At 40.3% G+C, this 15,481-nt stretch carries 15 protein-coding genes; 13 read left to right on the top strand and 2 right to left on the bottom strand.

Annotation, left to right across the window (positions count from 1 at the left end):
• Window positions 1-119: 119 nt before the first annotated feature.
• From DXD78_RS04960 to DXD78_RS05015, 12 genes are read left to right on the top strand one after another with little or no spacing between them, the layout of a single operon-like run.
• Window positions 120-539, top strand: a complete 420-nt coding sequence (locus tag DXD78_RS04960; RefSeq protein ID WP_101602706.1) for a GPW/gp25 family protein — start codon at window positions 120-122, stop codon at window positions 537-539.
• A 16-nt stretch (window positions 540-555) separates the two neighbouring features.
• A complete protein-coding gene (locus DXD78_RS04965; protein WP_101602705.1) occupies window positions 556-2,328 on the top strand; it encodes a type VI secretion system baseplate subunit TssF in 1,773 nt (590 codons plus the stop codon).
• Window positions 2,325-4,766, top strand: coding sequence for an AAA family ATPase (locus DXD78_RS04970; protein WP_101602704.1), 2,442 nt, complete (start codon window positions 2,325-2,327; stop codon window positions 4,764-4,766). The genes DXD78_RS04965 and DXD78_RS04970 overlap by 4 nt, the downstream gene beginning before the upstream one ends.
• Entirely contained in the window at window positions 4,751-5,692 is a 942-nt protein-coding gene (locus DXD78_RS04975; RefSeq protein ID WP_101602703.1) for a hypothetical protein, read from the top strand. The genes DXD78_RS04970 and DXD78_RS04975 overlap by 16 nt, the downstream gene beginning before the upstream one ends.
• Before the next feature lie 19 nt (window positions 5,693-5,711).
• A complete protein-coding gene (locus tag DXD78_RS04980; protein WP_101602702.1) occupies window positions 5,712-6,596 on the top strand; it encodes a TssN family type VI secretion system protein in 885 nt (294 codons plus the stop codon).
• A 4-nt stretch (window positions 6,597-6,600) separates the two neighbouring features.
• On the top strand, window positions 6,601-7,746 hold the full coding sequence (locus tag DXD78_RS04985; protein ID WP_101604271.1) for a hypothetical protein: 1,146 nt from the start codon (window positions 6,601-6,603) through the stop codon (window positions 7,744-7,746).
• A gap of 26 nt (window positions 7,747-7,772) precedes the next feature.
• On the top strand, window positions 7,773-8,273 hold the full coding sequence (locus DXD78_RS04990) for a type VI secretion system TssO (protein WP_101602701.1): 501 nt from the start codon (window positions 7,773-7,775) through the stop codon (window positions 8,271-8,273).
• Complete coding sequence (gene tssO, locus DXD78_RS04995) at window positions 8,270-8,716, top strand: type VI secretion system TssO (protein ID WP_101602700.1); 447 nt, start codon at window positions 8,270-8,272, stop codon at window positions 8,714-8,716. Before DXD78_RS04990 ends, tssO begins: the two co-directional genes overlap by 4 nt.
• 5 nt (window positions 8,717-8,721) lie before the next feature.
• Window positions 8,722-9,663 (top strand): PKD domain-containing protein, encoded by a 942-nt coding sequence (locus DXD78_RS05000; protein WP_101602699.1) that lies wholly within the window; start codon window positions 8,722-8,724, stop codon window positions 9,661-9,663.
• Window positions 9,660-11,999, top strand: a complete 2,340-nt coding sequence (tssR, locus tag DXD78_RS05005) for a type VI secretion system protein TssR domain-containing protein (protein ID WP_117652554.1) — start codon at window positions 9,660-9,662, stop codon at window positions 11,997-11,999. The genes DXD78_RS05000 and tssR overlap by 4 nt, the downstream gene beginning before the upstream one ends.
• A 3-nt stretch (window positions 12,000-12,002) precedes the next feature.
• Window positions 12,003-12,803 (top strand): DUF5457 domain-containing protein, encoded by an 801-nt coding sequence (locus DXD78_RS05010; RefSeq protein ID WP_101602696.1) that lies wholly within the window; start codon window positions 12,003-12,005, stop codon window positions 12,801-12,803.
• Window positions 12,804-12,812: 9 nt separating this feature from the next.
• Window positions 12,813-13,058, top strand: a complete 246-nt coding sequence (locus tag DXD78_RS05015; RefSeq protein WP_101602695.1) for a hypothetical protein — start codon at window positions 12,813-12,815, stop codon at window positions 13,056-13,058.
• Window positions 13,059-13,181: 123 nt separating this feature from the next.
• Here the strand turns inward: DXD78_RS05015 and DXD78_RS05020 are convergent, their stop codons facing one another.
• Both DXD78_RS05020 and DXD78_RS05025 read right to left on the bottom strand, forming a co-directional pair.
• Window positions 13,182-13,586, bottom strand: a complete 405-nt coding sequence (locus DXD78_RS05020; RefSeq protein WP_101602694.1) for a hypothetical protein — start codon at window positions 13,584-13,586, stop codon at window positions 13,182-13,184.
• Between the two features lie 41 nt (window positions 13,587-13,627).
• Window positions 13,628-14,779: a hypothetical protein gene (locus tag DXD78_RS05025; protein ID WP_101602693.1), complete on the bottom strand. Its 1,152-nt coding sequence runs from the start codon at window positions 14,777-14,779 to the stop codon at window positions 13,628-13,630.
• Window positions 14,780-15,252: 473 nt separating this feature from the next.
• On the opposite strand from DXD78_RS05025, the gene tssD reads away from it, so the two are divergent.
• On the top strand, window positions 15,253-15,481 hold a 229-nt coding region (gene tssD, locus DXD78_RS21255), incomplete at its 3' end, for a type VI secretion system tube protein TssD (protein ID WP_304650829.1).

Consider the following 15,481-nt stretch of genomic DNA (forward strand, 5'->3'; position numbering starts at 1 on the left):
TAAACAAATTATTAATCAGAATTCTGTTGCATTTGCAAGTTGAATTCAGCATTTATGAAAAATATAGCCGTTATATTTCAAAAACATTATATTTGCAAACGTGGGTAATATAATAGAATATGAGTTATCTAAAAATACCAGTAAGTTTACAGTCTGCTGTCAACGGAAAGTTGAAACGCTGCTCTTTTGAAGAGTCTATCGCACAGCAGATAATGTTGCTGATAGTTTCCCATCATGGAGAAGTTGTCGGCAAAGAAGACTATGGCTCTGTCATTTGGGAACTTGAGTTCAGCCAGCTGGTGAAAATAAGCGATTGGGAAACCAAGGTTCAGGAATCCCTGACTGAGTCCATCCTTACTTATGAAAGACGACTGACTGATGTCAAAGTCGATGTTCACCTCTCAGAAATAGACAGTGATAACAAGAGGAATACGCATATACGCCGTAAAGCCCAGATAACGGTTACGGGTAGAGTTGGTCTGACAGACCAGCCGTTCCATTTCAGTACACTTGTTTATATTAGTCCGCTTTCACAATAATTAATAAGGAGTATTTATGGCAGATAGAAAATTGATCGAAATAAAAGAGCGGATATTAAAGTATGCAATGGAGTCCTGGGGCATTACTGATTCCCGCAATATGGATCCGGTAGTTGATCTGTTATTGGATGTTTTTGCCTATGAATCAGCCCGTCTTCATCAAGATATAAAAAAACTTGATTCCCGCATATTGTATCAGCTGTCTCGAATTCTTATCGATAATAAATGGTCGCTACCGATTCCCGCACACGCTTTGATGTCTGTTAATCCCAGCTCGGAAGAATCGTGTGTGCTTGATGCGGAAGATCATTTCTATACGGAAAAATTTGTTTTTGGAAAGGAAAGTGTTCAGGTGTTTTTTACACCTCTTTTCTCTTATCCTCTGATCAATGCCGAAATTAGTTTAGTCGCTTATGGAGATTCCATCAAGATAAACTCGGAAAAACACTCTTATTCCACCCAATTTTTAACTAAGAAAAATCAGGTGGAATCCTATGTTGTATGGCTTGGGGTTTCTATAGAGGAAAAGCAATTGGCGGGGCTACAAGACATAACGCTTTGCCTGGTTCCCCATGATGCATTCCTATTGACTTTTTTGAAAATGGCCCAGTTTTATGACTGCACAGGTAAAGAGTTGCCGGTAATGCATGGAATTGATATTCCGGATTCATTTAATAACGCCCATTATTACGAAGAGATTAAAAGCTTTTATAGCAACTATTATTTCAAAATAAACTTGGCTGGAGCGAACAAAATGCCTCAAACGATTGAACAATTATTTCCAGTTAAGGAGCCTATTAAAGATGTAGATACAAAAGGAAAATACTTCTGGATTAAGATCAAATTACCAGAAGTATTTAACAATACTACCTGCATTGAGGATTTGGATATTTACTTGAATACGTTTCCCGTTGTCAATAGAAGGATGCTTTATAAACAGCACAATTTCACAAGCAACGGTCGTATCATCCCTCTACCCAGTCCTAAAGGTTCGTATTTTCTAAGCATACGCTCCCTTTATGACAACAAGGGGAAGAAATATATTAACCGTTTGCAACAATATGAAGAAAATCCGACAGGAATTTTTGATTTGTATTTCGGTGATCTGGAACGTTTTGATTCAGACAATGCGGCTGATCTTATCACTCAAGTTTTACAGCGGATCAAAGAAGACGGAAATGCTTTTGCCGCTTTGAATCCGGATATGCTCACTACCTCCCTTAAAGATTTATTCTCAAAACTAAACGAGGTGGAAAAAAATCTCGGAGCGGCAATCAAGAATGACAAAAGAGAGCGGGTCTTCGCATTAACCGTACCTGACCCTGATGCTACAAGCGCAGAAATAAAGTTTTGGATAACTGCCGGAACATTGGCTAACGGTCTGGATGAAAGAGCTTTCATCCAACAGTTCAATATGGAAAAGTATGATGCGGCAAGTCTTGTATTTAGGACACGTGTACAAGGAGGAAAGATCCATACGGAAGATGCCGATTTGATTCACAGTCTCAGATATGGTCTTATCAGTCGGGACCGCATTGTTTCCAAGCAAGATATTCAAAATTACATATACCATAAAATAGGGAATAATGTAGAGTCTGTACAAGTCAAAGACGGAGTTACCATTTCGCCGGAGAGAAAGAAAGGATTTGCCCGCGTTATGCAAATAGAAATCAGATTAAAGCAGGATATAGAAAACTTACCGGACTTATCTGTATTGGCCCATTTTCTTGAAAAGGATATGGCAGAACGTTCTGTTTGTAATTCATCTTATAAAATAGTATTTCTATGATAAACAGTGATTATAGCCCCAGTCTGACTGCCGCCATAAAAGTTGCCCAAGGTATGGCCCGTCAGGAAAAACAAAGCACTTATGGTGTACCCCATCTCGTCCTGGCCATGCTGACAGAGAGTACCGGCCTTTCGGATATTTTGCATTCGATGCAAAAGGATGTTGCTTACCTTATGGAATGGTTCGATACCCGTAGGGAAATGTACTCCTCCCCGGAAAGTGATTCCAGTGAGATTGTTCCGGACGATGATCTGGCCAGGGTCTTTGATGAAGCTGAACGCTCCAAAATCAAATTAGGTAGCGACAGCATTGATGCGTTATGCATATTTGCCGCAATATCCCGTGAGGGAGTTATCTATTCCCACCAGCAAATCGAAATCCTTGGTGTTTGCGAAGAGGATATTCTAAAGTTTTACAATGCTTTGACCCCAGCTTATTCCTATCAAGGAGAGGAAAACAGTATACTGGCGTCCTTCCCTTATGCGGAAAATCTGAAAACTGAAGCAACTATCACAGCCGGGGAGATTGTAGTCGGGCGTGATAAAGAGATAAGGACGATGCTTGAATGTCTGGAACGTTCCGAAAACAAGGGGCTTCTGATTGTTGGCGATTCCGGTATAGGAAAAACAGCCCTTATAGATGCCTTTGTGAAAGAAATCTGTCATAATAAGGATGAACTGCTGCAGCAGGTTTCTATTGTGGGGCTGAATACAGCCAAGCTGCTTGCTGCAACTTCTTCAGAAAATGAAATAGCACAAAAGGTTGTCGCCTTAATGCACAAATTGAATCAGTTGGACCGTGTCGGTCTGGTAATAGATGATTTGCAGGTATTGCTTGAAAATGGAACTTCAGGAAAGGCGACCACTTTGATTAATATCCTCAACGCACAGATTAGCGAAGGGGCATGTAATCTTATACTTACGATTACTAATGACGCATATCGGAAACATATAGAAAAACACTCCATAGAAAGTCGGTTGGATATTATAAAAATAGAAGAACTGGATCATTCCACGCTGTTATGCTCCCTCTACCGGCATAAAAATAGAATAGAAGAATATTATGGGCTCAGCATTGCGGATAACTGTGTCCTGAATATAATACAACTATCCAAACGCTATTTCAAAGAACGAAATTTGCCATCAGCTGCCATTGACCTCTTGGACAGAACAGCTGCAGCCGTACGCTTGTGCAATAAGAATTCGATAAATACAATCAAGAATTTTCAAAAAGAATTGCAGAACTTGTTGGAAGAAAAGGGTGACAATATCAGCAACTCAGACTTGCAGATGTTTTATCGTATGATTTTCAACAAGGCAGGCGCAGTTCTTACAACCAAACTTTCAGATACTTATGTCTGGAATGACGATGATGACAATAAAGTCAAAATCCAATGGATAGAAAAAATACTTTCCGAATTGGAAGAATTGTCCTCTTGCAGTATTAAAGAAGTGACTCCGGCAGAAGTAGAGGCAATTGTGGCTGAATGTACCAATATCCCCATCGGTAAAATTCAGGCAAGAGAAAAAGACAGGCTCTTGGGAATAGAGAGCAAACTTCGGGAAAGGGTCAAAGGACAGGATAAGGCTATTACCACATTATCGGATGCGATTATTGAATCCCGCAGCGGATTGAGCGATCCGAAAAAGCCAATCGGTTCATTCTTCTTTTTAGGCCCTACAGGAACCGGAAAAACAGAATTGACCAAATCTTTGGCAGAACTTTTGTTTGATGACGAGTCAGCCATGATTCGTTTTGATATGTCAGAATTTAAAGAAGAACATTCAGCCGCATTATTATACGGAGCTCCTCCGGGATATGTCGGTTATGAGGAAGGGGGGCTTTTGGTCACTCAAATCCGACAAAAGCCTTATTCTGTCGTCCTTTTTGATGAAATAGAGAAAGCACATACCAGTGTATATGATGTCTTCCTTCAAATGATGGACGAAGGTAAGATACATGACAAGCTGGGCCGGGAAGGAGATTTTTCCAACTCTATCATTATTTTCACATCCAATATCGGCAGCCAGTGGATTGTTGAGCAGATACAGGCCGGACATACGCCGAGTTCAGCAAAATTGACTGAAGTTATGGCCCAATATTTCAGGCCGGAGTTTTTAGGACGTTTAACGGAAGTGGTTCCGTTTTCACCCATTGATGAAAAGGTTGCACAGGAGATTTTCCTGCTACATTTTTCACGCCTGCAAAACCAGTTGTTAAAACAGAAAAATATATCTTTGGAATTGTCGGAAGAGGCTCTTCGCCACCTCTCGCAAAAAGGGTTTTCTCCAAAATACGGAGCGCGTCCAATTGCAGGGGTTATCCGGACATACATTAAAAAGAATATATCAAGGCTTATAGTCTCAGAACAAATCAAGCCCGGAGACAACATTATTGTAAACTGTAGAAACGATGAACTTGTATGGGAACTCCAGTAACTCGAAAAGAGAAAATAAACCGGTTAAAACGTAGCCCGGCCAACAATTATATCGCTGAGATCTTCTTCGAAGAATTACAATTCATATTGGGAGAGGATTTACAGGATCAGGTCATGGTTATCTGTCATGGCATGAACACCCGTACACAGTCGAAAGATATTTTGAGTGCCTCTGTCCGTTATGTATCCACCTTGAATTCATACAAGGAGATCGTCACATTGCATCTGGCCCGTAACAGTATATATCATCAACTGCCGGAATTGCTGTTTCACCCTCTGGTTATAAGTACCCCCGGAATGAGCAACCGGGAGATTGTGGAAGCCATACGCGCCAATAAAAGCAAAGAAAAGGAATTGGTAGCATTCTTTTCCCCATTTGATACGGCTTTTTTCAAGGAACATGTAAAGATAAACAGCCGCTATCTGAATTTTTTCACAGATTCCGCATCCCGGGAAAACTTGAACTCGATCATTGAAACACTTCTGAATGTCCCATTATCTATTTCTGCTCACCAGAAGTACAAATTATTTCTTTTCCTGTGCAATGCTGAAAAATACAAGGAAAATTTGCCGGAAATAGAACGGATATTCCTCATTGTGTTGAATCTGAGAATACAGCTCAAACTTATTCCGCATGTGATGACAGCTTCCATATACCACCCCATTGGTGAAGGTATATTGGGGGAAACCCTGGGACTGAACGGAGAGGTCGAATGCGAAGAGGATGATCTGGAAGCCATGATTGAGTTTGAGCAAACGCAATCAGTTGACGATTATCATTACCTGACCAATACTGTTGCAACCGTATCCACTATTTTGGAATTCTTCATACTTTCATTCCGTAAAATTCATGTAAAGTATAGAATTGTCGGAGAAATCGACTGCATTTTAGGCGAAAAGCGTTTGGGATATGATATGAATCTGTAACAACTTAAATATGTAGAACATGGAAATATTACTATCTTTCTTTATCAAATATTTGTTGGCCCCCTTGCTTATGGTGGTCATGCTTTTCATTCTGAACGGAATGAAAAGTCTCAAACGGAAACTCAGTATGAAAAAAGCCATTATTTTCATACTTATTGCGGCTTTAATTATCGCTTTGCCCAGCCTTTTGGGATTTCTCCGGAACGAATTTGTTTGGGGTGGGCTTAGTCTCACGGTTTTATGTTATATCTGCTTGGGCTTTCTTTTTTGGAGATTCACAAGTTCGGACTTATTCAAAGCCATCGGACTGGGAGAGTCAGCCGGAGGGATTGTCTTGTTGCTGTCAATTTCCGGAATGCTGGGCGGTTGGATATATTATCTGGTGTTTGAGTGGTTAAGCCGTTTGCCCTATGCTTTCTGGTGTGCCTTGAATGTGGTCTGGATTATGGTTCCTTACATGATAATGTTAGGTAGAAAACTGTTCCTGTTGATTCCACCTCCGATTTATACTCCATGGGAACTGGCTTTCGGTACGTTCGACCGTAACTATTGGGACAATATCGACAGCTTTGAATCCAAATCGGTAAAGGTTAAAATCAATCGGAAGATCGGTGACAAGTTCTACGCTTCGCTGGTAGTCAGGTTGCCCGATGGCATCTCGTTAGGGAACTGGTTCAATTGGTTCATCGAGGACCAAAACAGACGTTTCCCCCAAAATAAAATCGAGACGGAGAAAGACGGCTATAAAATCGGATGGATGTTTTATACCACGAAATGGTTCAGTTACCCTTTGTGGATACGCATTCTGGATCCTGAAAAAACCAGTGAGCAGAATGGTATAAAAAACAACTATCCTATATATATTCGAAGAGTAACAGCAGCCACTACTGCAACAAATGAATAAAGGTATGAAAATGGAACATTTGCCGATTAATTGGGTCAACGGCTTAAAGTTGACCGCAAACCATTTCTTCGGGAACTACCATAGTGTAATGGAATCACTTTATAGAAGTACGGAAGAGAGGTTGACAGACTACAATTATGGATTGGGAAAATCGTTTGATAATTCAAACGAAAATGTAGAGTTTGCCATTAACGGAGAATCGCTTGACACATTGTCCGTCAGACTAAAAATGTGCAATGCAATAACCCGGAGCGGTTTACCCGTTCTCTTTTATGAGGGTCTATATGGAGATTATGTGCCGACGGCCACATTGACCGATAAGAATCCTCTGCCTATGGATGATAATTCTTATCTTATTTTGGTCGCTGTAAACCCGAACAAGCTGATTCCTGTCGGAGAGCCGGATCCCGAGGAAGTTCCGTTGCATCACCCGTATGTCTTGCCGCATATAGACTTGCATCTTCTTCCTAAAGTTCAGGTAAACAAGACTTTCTACAATAAAAATTTTTTAGTGATAGGAGAAATAAAAACACATGGAAATACATTCTCCATTGACCGTCAATATATCCCTCCCTTGCAGAAAGCCGCTCACCATGACGGAGTAAAGGTATTTATCAGTCAGCTGACGCATACGCTTCATGCCATAAAAGAAGACATACGGTTGATTTATAGCCGAAATTTGTCTGATAAGCGCAGGGATGTTTTAGCCAACAATACGTTTATTTTATGTGAAGCCTTCACCGGTTTTTATGACAGACATATTTTCTTTATCGAGCAGATTGCCAAAGAGCAGTCTCCGATTTTTCTTGTACAAACTGTCAATGAACTGGCCAACGGGCTTATTTCCGCATTGCAAACACTTCCGGAAACGATACGCGAAGAATTGCTGCAATATTACTATGAGTGGACCAACATCACACCGTCGGATTTTATGCACAGCATAGACAGTGTTGTTGGCATTACTTATAACCACGTAGACATAGGGGCGTCGTTGCGCGTGTTGGGAGGATTCATGACACTTTTAGGAACGATGTTCCACAAAATGGGAGAATTGGAATACATTGGACTGGTTCGCGAAAACATTGTAGTGAGCGAGGAAAGTTCTTCTCCTCTTCCTGAAGAGAAGAAAAAGAAATGGTCTTTCATGTAATGCTAATGTTAACTAAATCTTAAGATATGGAAGCTTCAAACATGGATGAGCGCCAACAGGCTAAATGGGCCTTTCTTATCATATTTGTCGCCACATTGGTTATAGTCACATTATGTGGAAGCATTTCGATAATCACGGCTCAAAAAGGTATTGCGCTGCTCGAAAGCAAAAAAACGGAGTATGACGAATTGTTCAAGAAACAGGCCGAATTCAATTTCCAAATAGAAGGGTTGTTTCGTGATTTGAACAGTTTGAAGGTCAAGCGGAGGAATGCGAGCGAACATAAGCACATGCAGAACTTGATTACCAAAAAACGGTTGCTTATGGAAAATGAGATCGCAAGTTCCCCGCAGAACATGCAGAATCACGAGATATACCGGATTATGCTTGAACAGATAAAAACAATCCAGTCTACAATGGATAATCTCGACCGGGAAAGTAAAAAGCGGGAATCCAATGTCGAACAACTGGAAAAATGCCGGCAAAAATATCAGGAATTAACAAAAAACAAATTGAACAAGCCATGACGAAAGATGAAAATATTTGGGGAAACGTCCGCTTTGTCTTATTGCTGGGATTCTCCGTTCTGCTTATTTTTATTATTCTGGGCAAATATGTTTTTGATGTGCCCATGAAAGAAAGTTCCGATCTGATCAAGGATATCAATCATTCGGAAATGGTATTCGAGAAACAAAAGGAGTATGGGAAACGGTCTAAGGTTATATGGAACCAGATAGACTCGTTGGACTTTAATGTTCATCAGGTACAGCGTATGGATGAAATCAAAGGTGAGATATCCCATTTGCGTGATATTTACACCCAAAATAGTATGAGTTCGAAATTCTTGTTCGGAATCTTGGCTTCAAAAACCTTAAAAATCCAATTCGACATCAGGGAGGAACTTAATAGTCTGATACGCAATAACGAACTTATAGAGAAAGATCTGGAAGAATGTAAAGCTAATATATAACCAATATGGATGATAAAAGAAAAATTACGGTCATTGCACTGGGTATATTGGCCATAGGCGCTATTGTCATAGCATTGTTCCTGCCATCAAAATCCAAGCTTGGCAATATTGACTTCTATGTGTTCGACACTAACGACAACTATCATTATGAGGTGAACGAACAGTTGGAATTCATGGTAAACGATACGATGGCAGTCAAAGGAAGGAATCTGGTCTGGCAAATGGGTAATGGAGATGTTCTCTCAGGCAGGCGGGATATAAAGTATACGTACCGACAGCCCGGGAAATATCTGGTCACTTTGGCTATTGATAACAATTATTCCGTAAACAAATACATTAAAGTTATTTCCGGAACTGATCGGGCGGCCATCGATTCTGTTCCGCGCATATACGGCACATCCGAGGGATATCAGGGTGAGGAACTGGTATTTGCAGCGGAAGGATATGGGATGGATACATGGTTATGGGAGTTTGGCGAAAGCGGCACGGTGGATGCGTACGACCAGCAGGTCGTTTACACCTATGAAACACCGGGAGAATATACGGTTACATTACAGACCAATACAACAAAATACCCGATAAAACACCATATTACTATCCTGCCCCGCTTTGAGAAAGCGGAAGAAACGGTTACTGTCGATTCTATCACGCTTGTGCAGGATGATATCCGGAAACACTTGCAGGCCATTGCAAATGCCAAAGTGTCCCAGCATGGTGTTTATTATGAACATGTCAACTATATCCGGAATAAATATTTTTGTATTCCCGCTGATCGTGTAGCAGTGGTGGTCAATGGTGAAAAATACAACGATTTTACCGGATATTGTCAGGGACTCCATTTTTTGGAAAGCAACAGTAAGAAACATATCCAAATCGATGAAGTCCATATCGACAGGATTTCGTGTATTTCTACGATACAAGTAACTCAAAGTTATACAGAAAAATGAAACAGTCATATCGTTACCACATATGCATACTGCTCTTTGTTTTGACGGGGGGCATTTGTTCCATTCCTGTCCATGGGCAGGTTTCGGCGTGGAACAAAACGAGAATTGTCGGGAAAAATGTTTTCAACTACCATCCTGATACGGACAAACGCCCTTCCGTGAAAAAGGATCGGAGCAATTTGATTGTATATTCTGACAGAAATGGAAACCAAGCCTATGAAGATCCTTATTTTCAGCGTAAAAGGAAGAAAGAGAATATAGGAACACCATATTATGTCATAGGAGAAAAAAACGGGACCTATAAATTGGTAGAAGTCAAGCCGGATATACTTGGTAAGCCCAAAGTATTTTATAGCTTTCTTCTAAATAAAAAAAGACATTTCAAAGACCCGGACAAGGTTGATTATGCCGGCTGGATACCAGTTGACAATGTCCTGATGAACAATCACGCCTATGTGGACAAAAAAAATAACCGGCCAATAAAATACCGGATTGGAATGACGGATTTGAGCCGGCTTTTCAGTTTATCCAGATATTTTAGGGGGGATACTTTAAGCGTTTATGGCGAACCATTCTTGAAGAACCGGGTGGATGGAGGTGTATTGAACGGGCAAATAGTCTATGCTTACAAATATGACAAAAGCAAACGCTCCGTTCTGATTTCCGATTCTCCTTCCTTGGAAGATGCTTCCAGAAAAATCTTAGGATGGATACCTGCCGATTTACTTGCTGAAGTCGGGCAAAACCGGGCGTTTCTAACTGGTATTGAAAATGTTTCCGATTCTATCTTGGGGGTTACGCACGCTTTGGATACTTTTTATATTCATGAAACCAATCTGCAATCACCGGTGCTGTTCGATTATATGGGTAATAGGCGGGATTGTCATTTTCCCGCATCGGAAAACACAGAAATAAATATCCCGTTATTGGTTTGGAGCAAACAGTGGAACAACCTTATAAATATCAAAGGCGGAAATATACATTCCGGGGATATCAGGCGAATGGAAAAAGAAAACAAATTGGTCAATGTCCATTTCCTGTATTTTGATTCCGAGCAGAAACAGGCTAATATATTTTGTAACACATTGCAAAATATGAAATTAAAATTTTCACCGGAGGTAGACTATGCCTTTACCGCTACCTGCGTATCACCTATGGGGAATCGTTATTCTTCGCTGCTCTCTGAGTTTTCCGAATGGCTTGATTTTATCAATAATGACAGCATTTCATATAAATCACGCTATGATGACGGTGCGGGACTTGAAGCCGCTCTGAAAAGAATTCTGGAGGATGTCAGCGGTGCTGTATTCGACAAGAACTTGTTTATTGTTTTAGGAAGCAGGCAAAAACTGGATTTGAAGGATAAGCTGATTGCTCAAATCGGGAGAAAATCCGGCGGTTTCCTGTTTGTTCAGACAAAACGTTCATACGATACGCCCTATCAGGATTTTATCTTACAGGCTAAGTTCATTCTTGATAAACTCTCTAAAGAATATACCAATTCCACGGCCGATTATATCGTGGATGACAAACTGGTGAAACTCGAACTGTTTCGAAACATGGAAACGGAAGATGCCAATGTCTATCTGTTTGATGTACCGAACAACAGTCTTTCTTTTGGAGGCATTCTCTTTCCTAAAGGTCGGGGAGAGCTTCAAAACACGACATTGGAGCTTGCTTTGGATTCCATTAATTCACAGATCCAGACAATAAATCATACTTTATTGACTTCTTTGTTGTTCCATGAAAGCAGACTTGGCACATTACGCAGCCGTCCCACCCATGATTTGAGAGAGATATTCATGCGTTCGGAACTGGCAGACTCCATGCGGTTGGAACGTATTGACCGTAATAGCATATCCGATGTCTATTTCACGAAACTCTCTGTTCCGGATTCTATAATGCAGAGATACAAGGATGGTTACCTGTTCAGTGAAGCCGAACTTGAAAACCTGCTTCAAAACTATCGGGGGCTTCTGCCGGAATTCTCAGGCAGTATTCAGAAGAAAGAGTTTCGGGTACTTCGCAAAGTGTACAAAAAGCAAAGAAAGAATCAGAACCGGGAGTTTCATCGCAAAGTATTGCGCAAAAATGCGGTTGTAGCCGATTTCTTTTATTACGGAACCGGTATAGAAGTTAATGAAGAATTGTTCCATGAGCTAAAGGCACGGCGTTTGAGAACCAGAAAGTGCAGAAAAAATAATTTCCATGTTATCTATCCGGCAACCATTGAGAAGTTGAAAACGCTGGAAGGTATGTATTTGCAAGGTTCTTATAAAACTGTGACAATCGCAGGAAATACTTATTACTTTATTCCCAAACATTTATTACCTTAGAATATGGAATCAACCAAAGAATCATTACAAGAAGAGATTTTAGAGATACTTTATCAGAAAAATCTTCAGACTCCTACATGGACTACATGTAGTGGGATTGCCTGGCTTGTCAAGGATATCAAAGTGACCGAGCGTAGTGTACGTGAGGTTTTGGACTGGCTGGTGAAAAACGATCTGGTTCTGTGTCAGGCTGACAAATATCAGATAAGCAAACGTGAATTCATTGAGATGTCCAAAAGAAAGAAAATACAGGAACGGGAAATGAACACTCAAGAGAGCGTACAGGAAAATGCCGATGTACATACCCCGTCTTTCCAATCAGAAAAACGATGTAAAGGAGTGGATGGCAGAAATGTACAGAAAAATAATCTTCTTTGTGTGGCTATAGCATTGGTGGCATTTTTATTGAGCGGCATACTTATTGGTATTTTGTTTTTCAACCATTATGCCCGTGAAAAAGCACCTCTTCCACACATGATAGAAAATCAGGATAGTATCCAGTTGCAAGGATTGCAAGTGAGAAGCATGGGATACTTGAAGGATGAATATACCCTAAATAGGAACTTCAAAAACATATCCGCTTCATTAAGCGAACAACAGGCTGTCAATAAAGAAATGCAAAGATTGCTCCGTATCCAGCAGGAACAGATCAACTGTTTAGTTGTGTTGAATAAGGAACAGGCCGGCATAATTGAACGGAACCAAAGGGAGACATATATTTACCTGTGGATAATCGGAGTGGCTATTTTAGCAACAAGTTCACTCCTGATAGCTTGGTATTGGAAACGTAATAATATTAATTAAATTAGATTTATGACTCGTGAAAAGAAAAAAATTACAATCGAAGTAGACCCATTGCAGGGTGCCGTCACTATCGGATTGTTGAAGGGGATTTTCCCAAGTATTATCAGGCAACTGGAAATACAGGGAGGTGATAAGCTTCATTTTACCAAAGTGGATGACATGCAGGAGGTCTTGGAAGAAATATATGAAAAATGCATTCGGGAAACCGATATTCGGAAAAAGCTTTTGGAAATGGGTATAGAACTGCCCAATTAGGCATAATCAAAAAGAGGGCTGTCTTCAAATAAACTTGAAACAGCCCTTTGTTGTATGGATAATTAAAATGTGCAGGAGGTTTACAGCTTATGGCATCTTTATATATACCTCCCAATACAGAGATTATCCTTTCTTTTTCCAACCAATTAGACTGAGATGCATGTCATTGAAATCGTCATCGTCTTGGTCTTCTATGAGCCAAGTGTAGCAGCGGGCTACTTCTTTCCCGTCTACCTCAACGAAGTTCTTGTTAGATTCCATCCGAATCTTCACGGATTGGGGAATATCTATTAGCATGCGCAATTCTTTGCCAAGCTGGACTGCGGAACCTTGCGCCAAAGGAGGATTTATGTCTGTAGACGCTTTACTGCCCGAGAAATAAGTAGTACATTCGTCTTTTAAGGTAACGGTAATACGGAAAGCCGCTTGAGTGGTGCAAAACCAAGAGAGTAAATAACCTTGTGGCATATCGATGACCTTGTCGCGCGAGTCGGCCAAGAGTTCAATGTTTTTAAGTTCTGTTTTCATATCTGCGTGATTTTAAGGATAAAAATTATAAAGAAAGCCGATTACCAGTCAGCCACGATGAATTCACCGGCGGATTCGATATTGTCAGCTTGCTGGCGAGTGACGTTCAGGATATCGTTATGCTTGAATCCAACTTTATTGAAATCGCCTATAGAACGGATGAGATGCTTCTTCGCACCAGAGTAGAAGTAGATTTCTTCATCACACTTCATCAAACAGGCCGACTCGGACAAGGGTTCGCCTTCAGGCATAGAGTCAAGGAAAACTTTCAAGACCCGGTGTATGGAATCCGTTCCAGCAAATAACGCCTGATAGGTGTTCATGTTGGGGATAAGGCAACGTTTGCCCCCTATGATAAGGTAAATGGCATTCTCGCCTTCGGCAGCTACTAAGCTTCCATCCAAATAGTCCACAGGAGCCACTTCCATTGCTTCGATATCCTGCAGGCTGTTTATCGTTAGGCTGCCCAATATATGGTCTTCCTTTGTCCAAGCACCTTCACGAGTATCTTTCTCAGCTAAGAACTTTTCAATGTATTCATCTGTAATGGCTTCAATTTTCTTTTGGGCCTTTGCCACAGCTTTATCTATCACCATTTTTGCCTCCTCTTCTGTTGGATTCAGAAATTCAAATAAAGCGATGATACTTTTTAATGCCTCTAATAAAATTTCATTAGTTTTATAAGCCTTGAAGATATTTTTTCTCGGAGCAAGGCAATCGTGAATGCCTTTGCGCAATTCATCCCTCTGCACTGCACCTGTAATAGCCGTAATAATAGCATCTAAAGCAATGGTAATAGCTATCATGCCCCCGAAGCGGGCAAATTTGAACCAAGTAGGATAACCTATCAATTTCACCAATGCGGCTTCACCGATACGGCCTTGGCTCAGCATCCAAGATTTCCATGCGATATTCATCCCTTTTATAGCCACTCCGCCTGCGAACAAGGAAGCTATAAATCCTACAATTTCTATGGCCAATGTCCCATCAGGAAGTTCTATTTTTACTTTCTCTGATTCTTTCATGTCGCCAAAAGCCTTGATGATCTGCTCGTTAGCCGTTTTAACAAGATTGTCGTATTCTGTTTTCTGATCGGTAACAAGCCCTTGATAAGCATTACATTGATAAACCAAATTGTTCAATCGATCCAACCGGTTTTTGTTGTCCGGATAAAATAAATCTACAAGTGCCATAACTTATTAAATTTAAAAACATTGTTATTAGATTAAGATTTGTTTAAGTCTGGGGCAATTTAGAGAAAAGAATTTAAACATGCAAGCTATATTAAAAGAAATGTTTTCCCGTATGAAGTTCAAACAGGTATATTTAACATATGTTGCAAGTTGGGGACAAAATTCCGTTGTGTGTCAAAATGAGAAAAAACGCAGAGAGCTTCTATTAATAATCCAAATAAAAAAATATCAGTTTTTTTTTGGATTTGTCATTCCTATTTTTTATGTTTGCGAATAACAAAGATGATGTTTTATTTTCCTTCTTTTTCTCCCCAGAAATAAAACAGGAATCAGACAGAAGATTACCGGAGGAAATTTCAAAAGATCATTTTTGAAGTTTTCTCTTTTTTGTTTTTATCCCATAAGAACTGAATTCAAAAAAGAGAGGAGAGATATTCAAAAACCATTGTTAAACTTTTAAATTTTCATTGATTATGGCATCATTTAGAGCAACATTGGAATTTGCAGGAAAAGAGTATGATGTGCTGCACTCCGAGTATGAATTCAGTCGTACGACCGACTCTAAGGGAAAACCCTCTTCGAATATTTTGGGAGGACGCGTAGGGGTTGTTATCGAATCCACTGATGACACCGCTACTATTGAAGCCATGCTGAACAGCCAGTTCAAGCAGGTGGAGGGAAAGATTGTCTACAAGAAAATCG

The organism is Bacteroides sp. D20 (assembly GCF_003436255.1).
In the GTDB taxonomy this organism is placed as follows: Bacteria; Bacteroidota; Bacteroidia; order Bacteroidales; family Bacteroidaceae; genus Bacteroides; species Bacteroides uniformis.

Coding starts and splice junctions, on each gene's coding strand:
- DXD78_RS04960 (WP_101602706.1), top strand. CDS start 120: ATGAGTTATCTAAAAATACCAGTAAGTTTACAGTCTGCTGTCAACGGA.
- DXD78_RS04965 (WP_101602705.1), top strand. CDS start 556: ATGGCAGATAGAAAATTGATCGAAATAAAAGAGCGGATATTAAAGTAT.
- DXD78_RS04970 (WP_101602704.1), top strand. CDS start 2,325: ATGATAAACAGTGATTATAGCCCCAGTCTGACTGCCGCCATAAAAGTT.
- DXD78_RS04975 (WP_101602703.1), top strand. CDS start 4,751: ATGGGAACTCCAGTAACTCGAAAAGAGAAAATAAACCGGTTAAAACGT.
- DXD78_RS04980 (WP_101602702.1), top strand. CDS start 5,712: ATGGAAATATTACTATCTTTCTTTATCAAATATTTGTTGGCCCCCTTG.
- DXD78_RS04985 (WP_101604271.1), top strand. CDS start 6,601: ATGAAAATGGAACATTTGCCGATTAATTGGGTCAACGGCTTAAAGTTG.
- DXD78_RS04990 (WP_101602701.1), top strand. CDS start 7,773: ATGGAAGCTTCAAACATGGATGAGCGCCAACAGGCTAAATGGGCCTTT.
- tssO (WP_101602700.1), top strand. CDS start 8,270: ATGACGAAAGATGAAAATATTTGGGGAAACGTCCGCTTTGTCTTATTG.
- DXD78_RS05000 (WP_101602699.1), top strand. CDS start 8,722: ATGGATGATAAAAGAAAAATTACGGTCATTGCACTGGGTATATTGGCC.
- tssR (WP_117652554.1), top strand. CDS start 9,660: ATGAAACAGTCATATCGTTACCACATATGCATACTGCTCTTTGTTTTG.
- DXD78_RS05010 (WP_101602696.1), top strand. CDS start 12,003: ATGGAATCAACCAAAGAATCATTACAAGAAGAGATTTTAGAGATACTT.
- DXD78_RS05015 (WP_101602695.1), top strand. CDS start 12,813: ATGACTCGTGAAAAGAAAAAAATTACAATCGAAGTAGACCCATTGCAG.
- DXD78_RS05020 (WP_101602694.1), bottom strand. CDS start 13,586: ATGAAAACAGAACTTAAAAACATTGAACTCTTGGCCGACTCGCGCGAC.
- DXD78_RS05025 (WP_101602693.1), bottom strand. CDS start 14,779: ATGGCACTTGTAGATTTATTTTATCCGGACAACAAAAACCGGTTGGAT.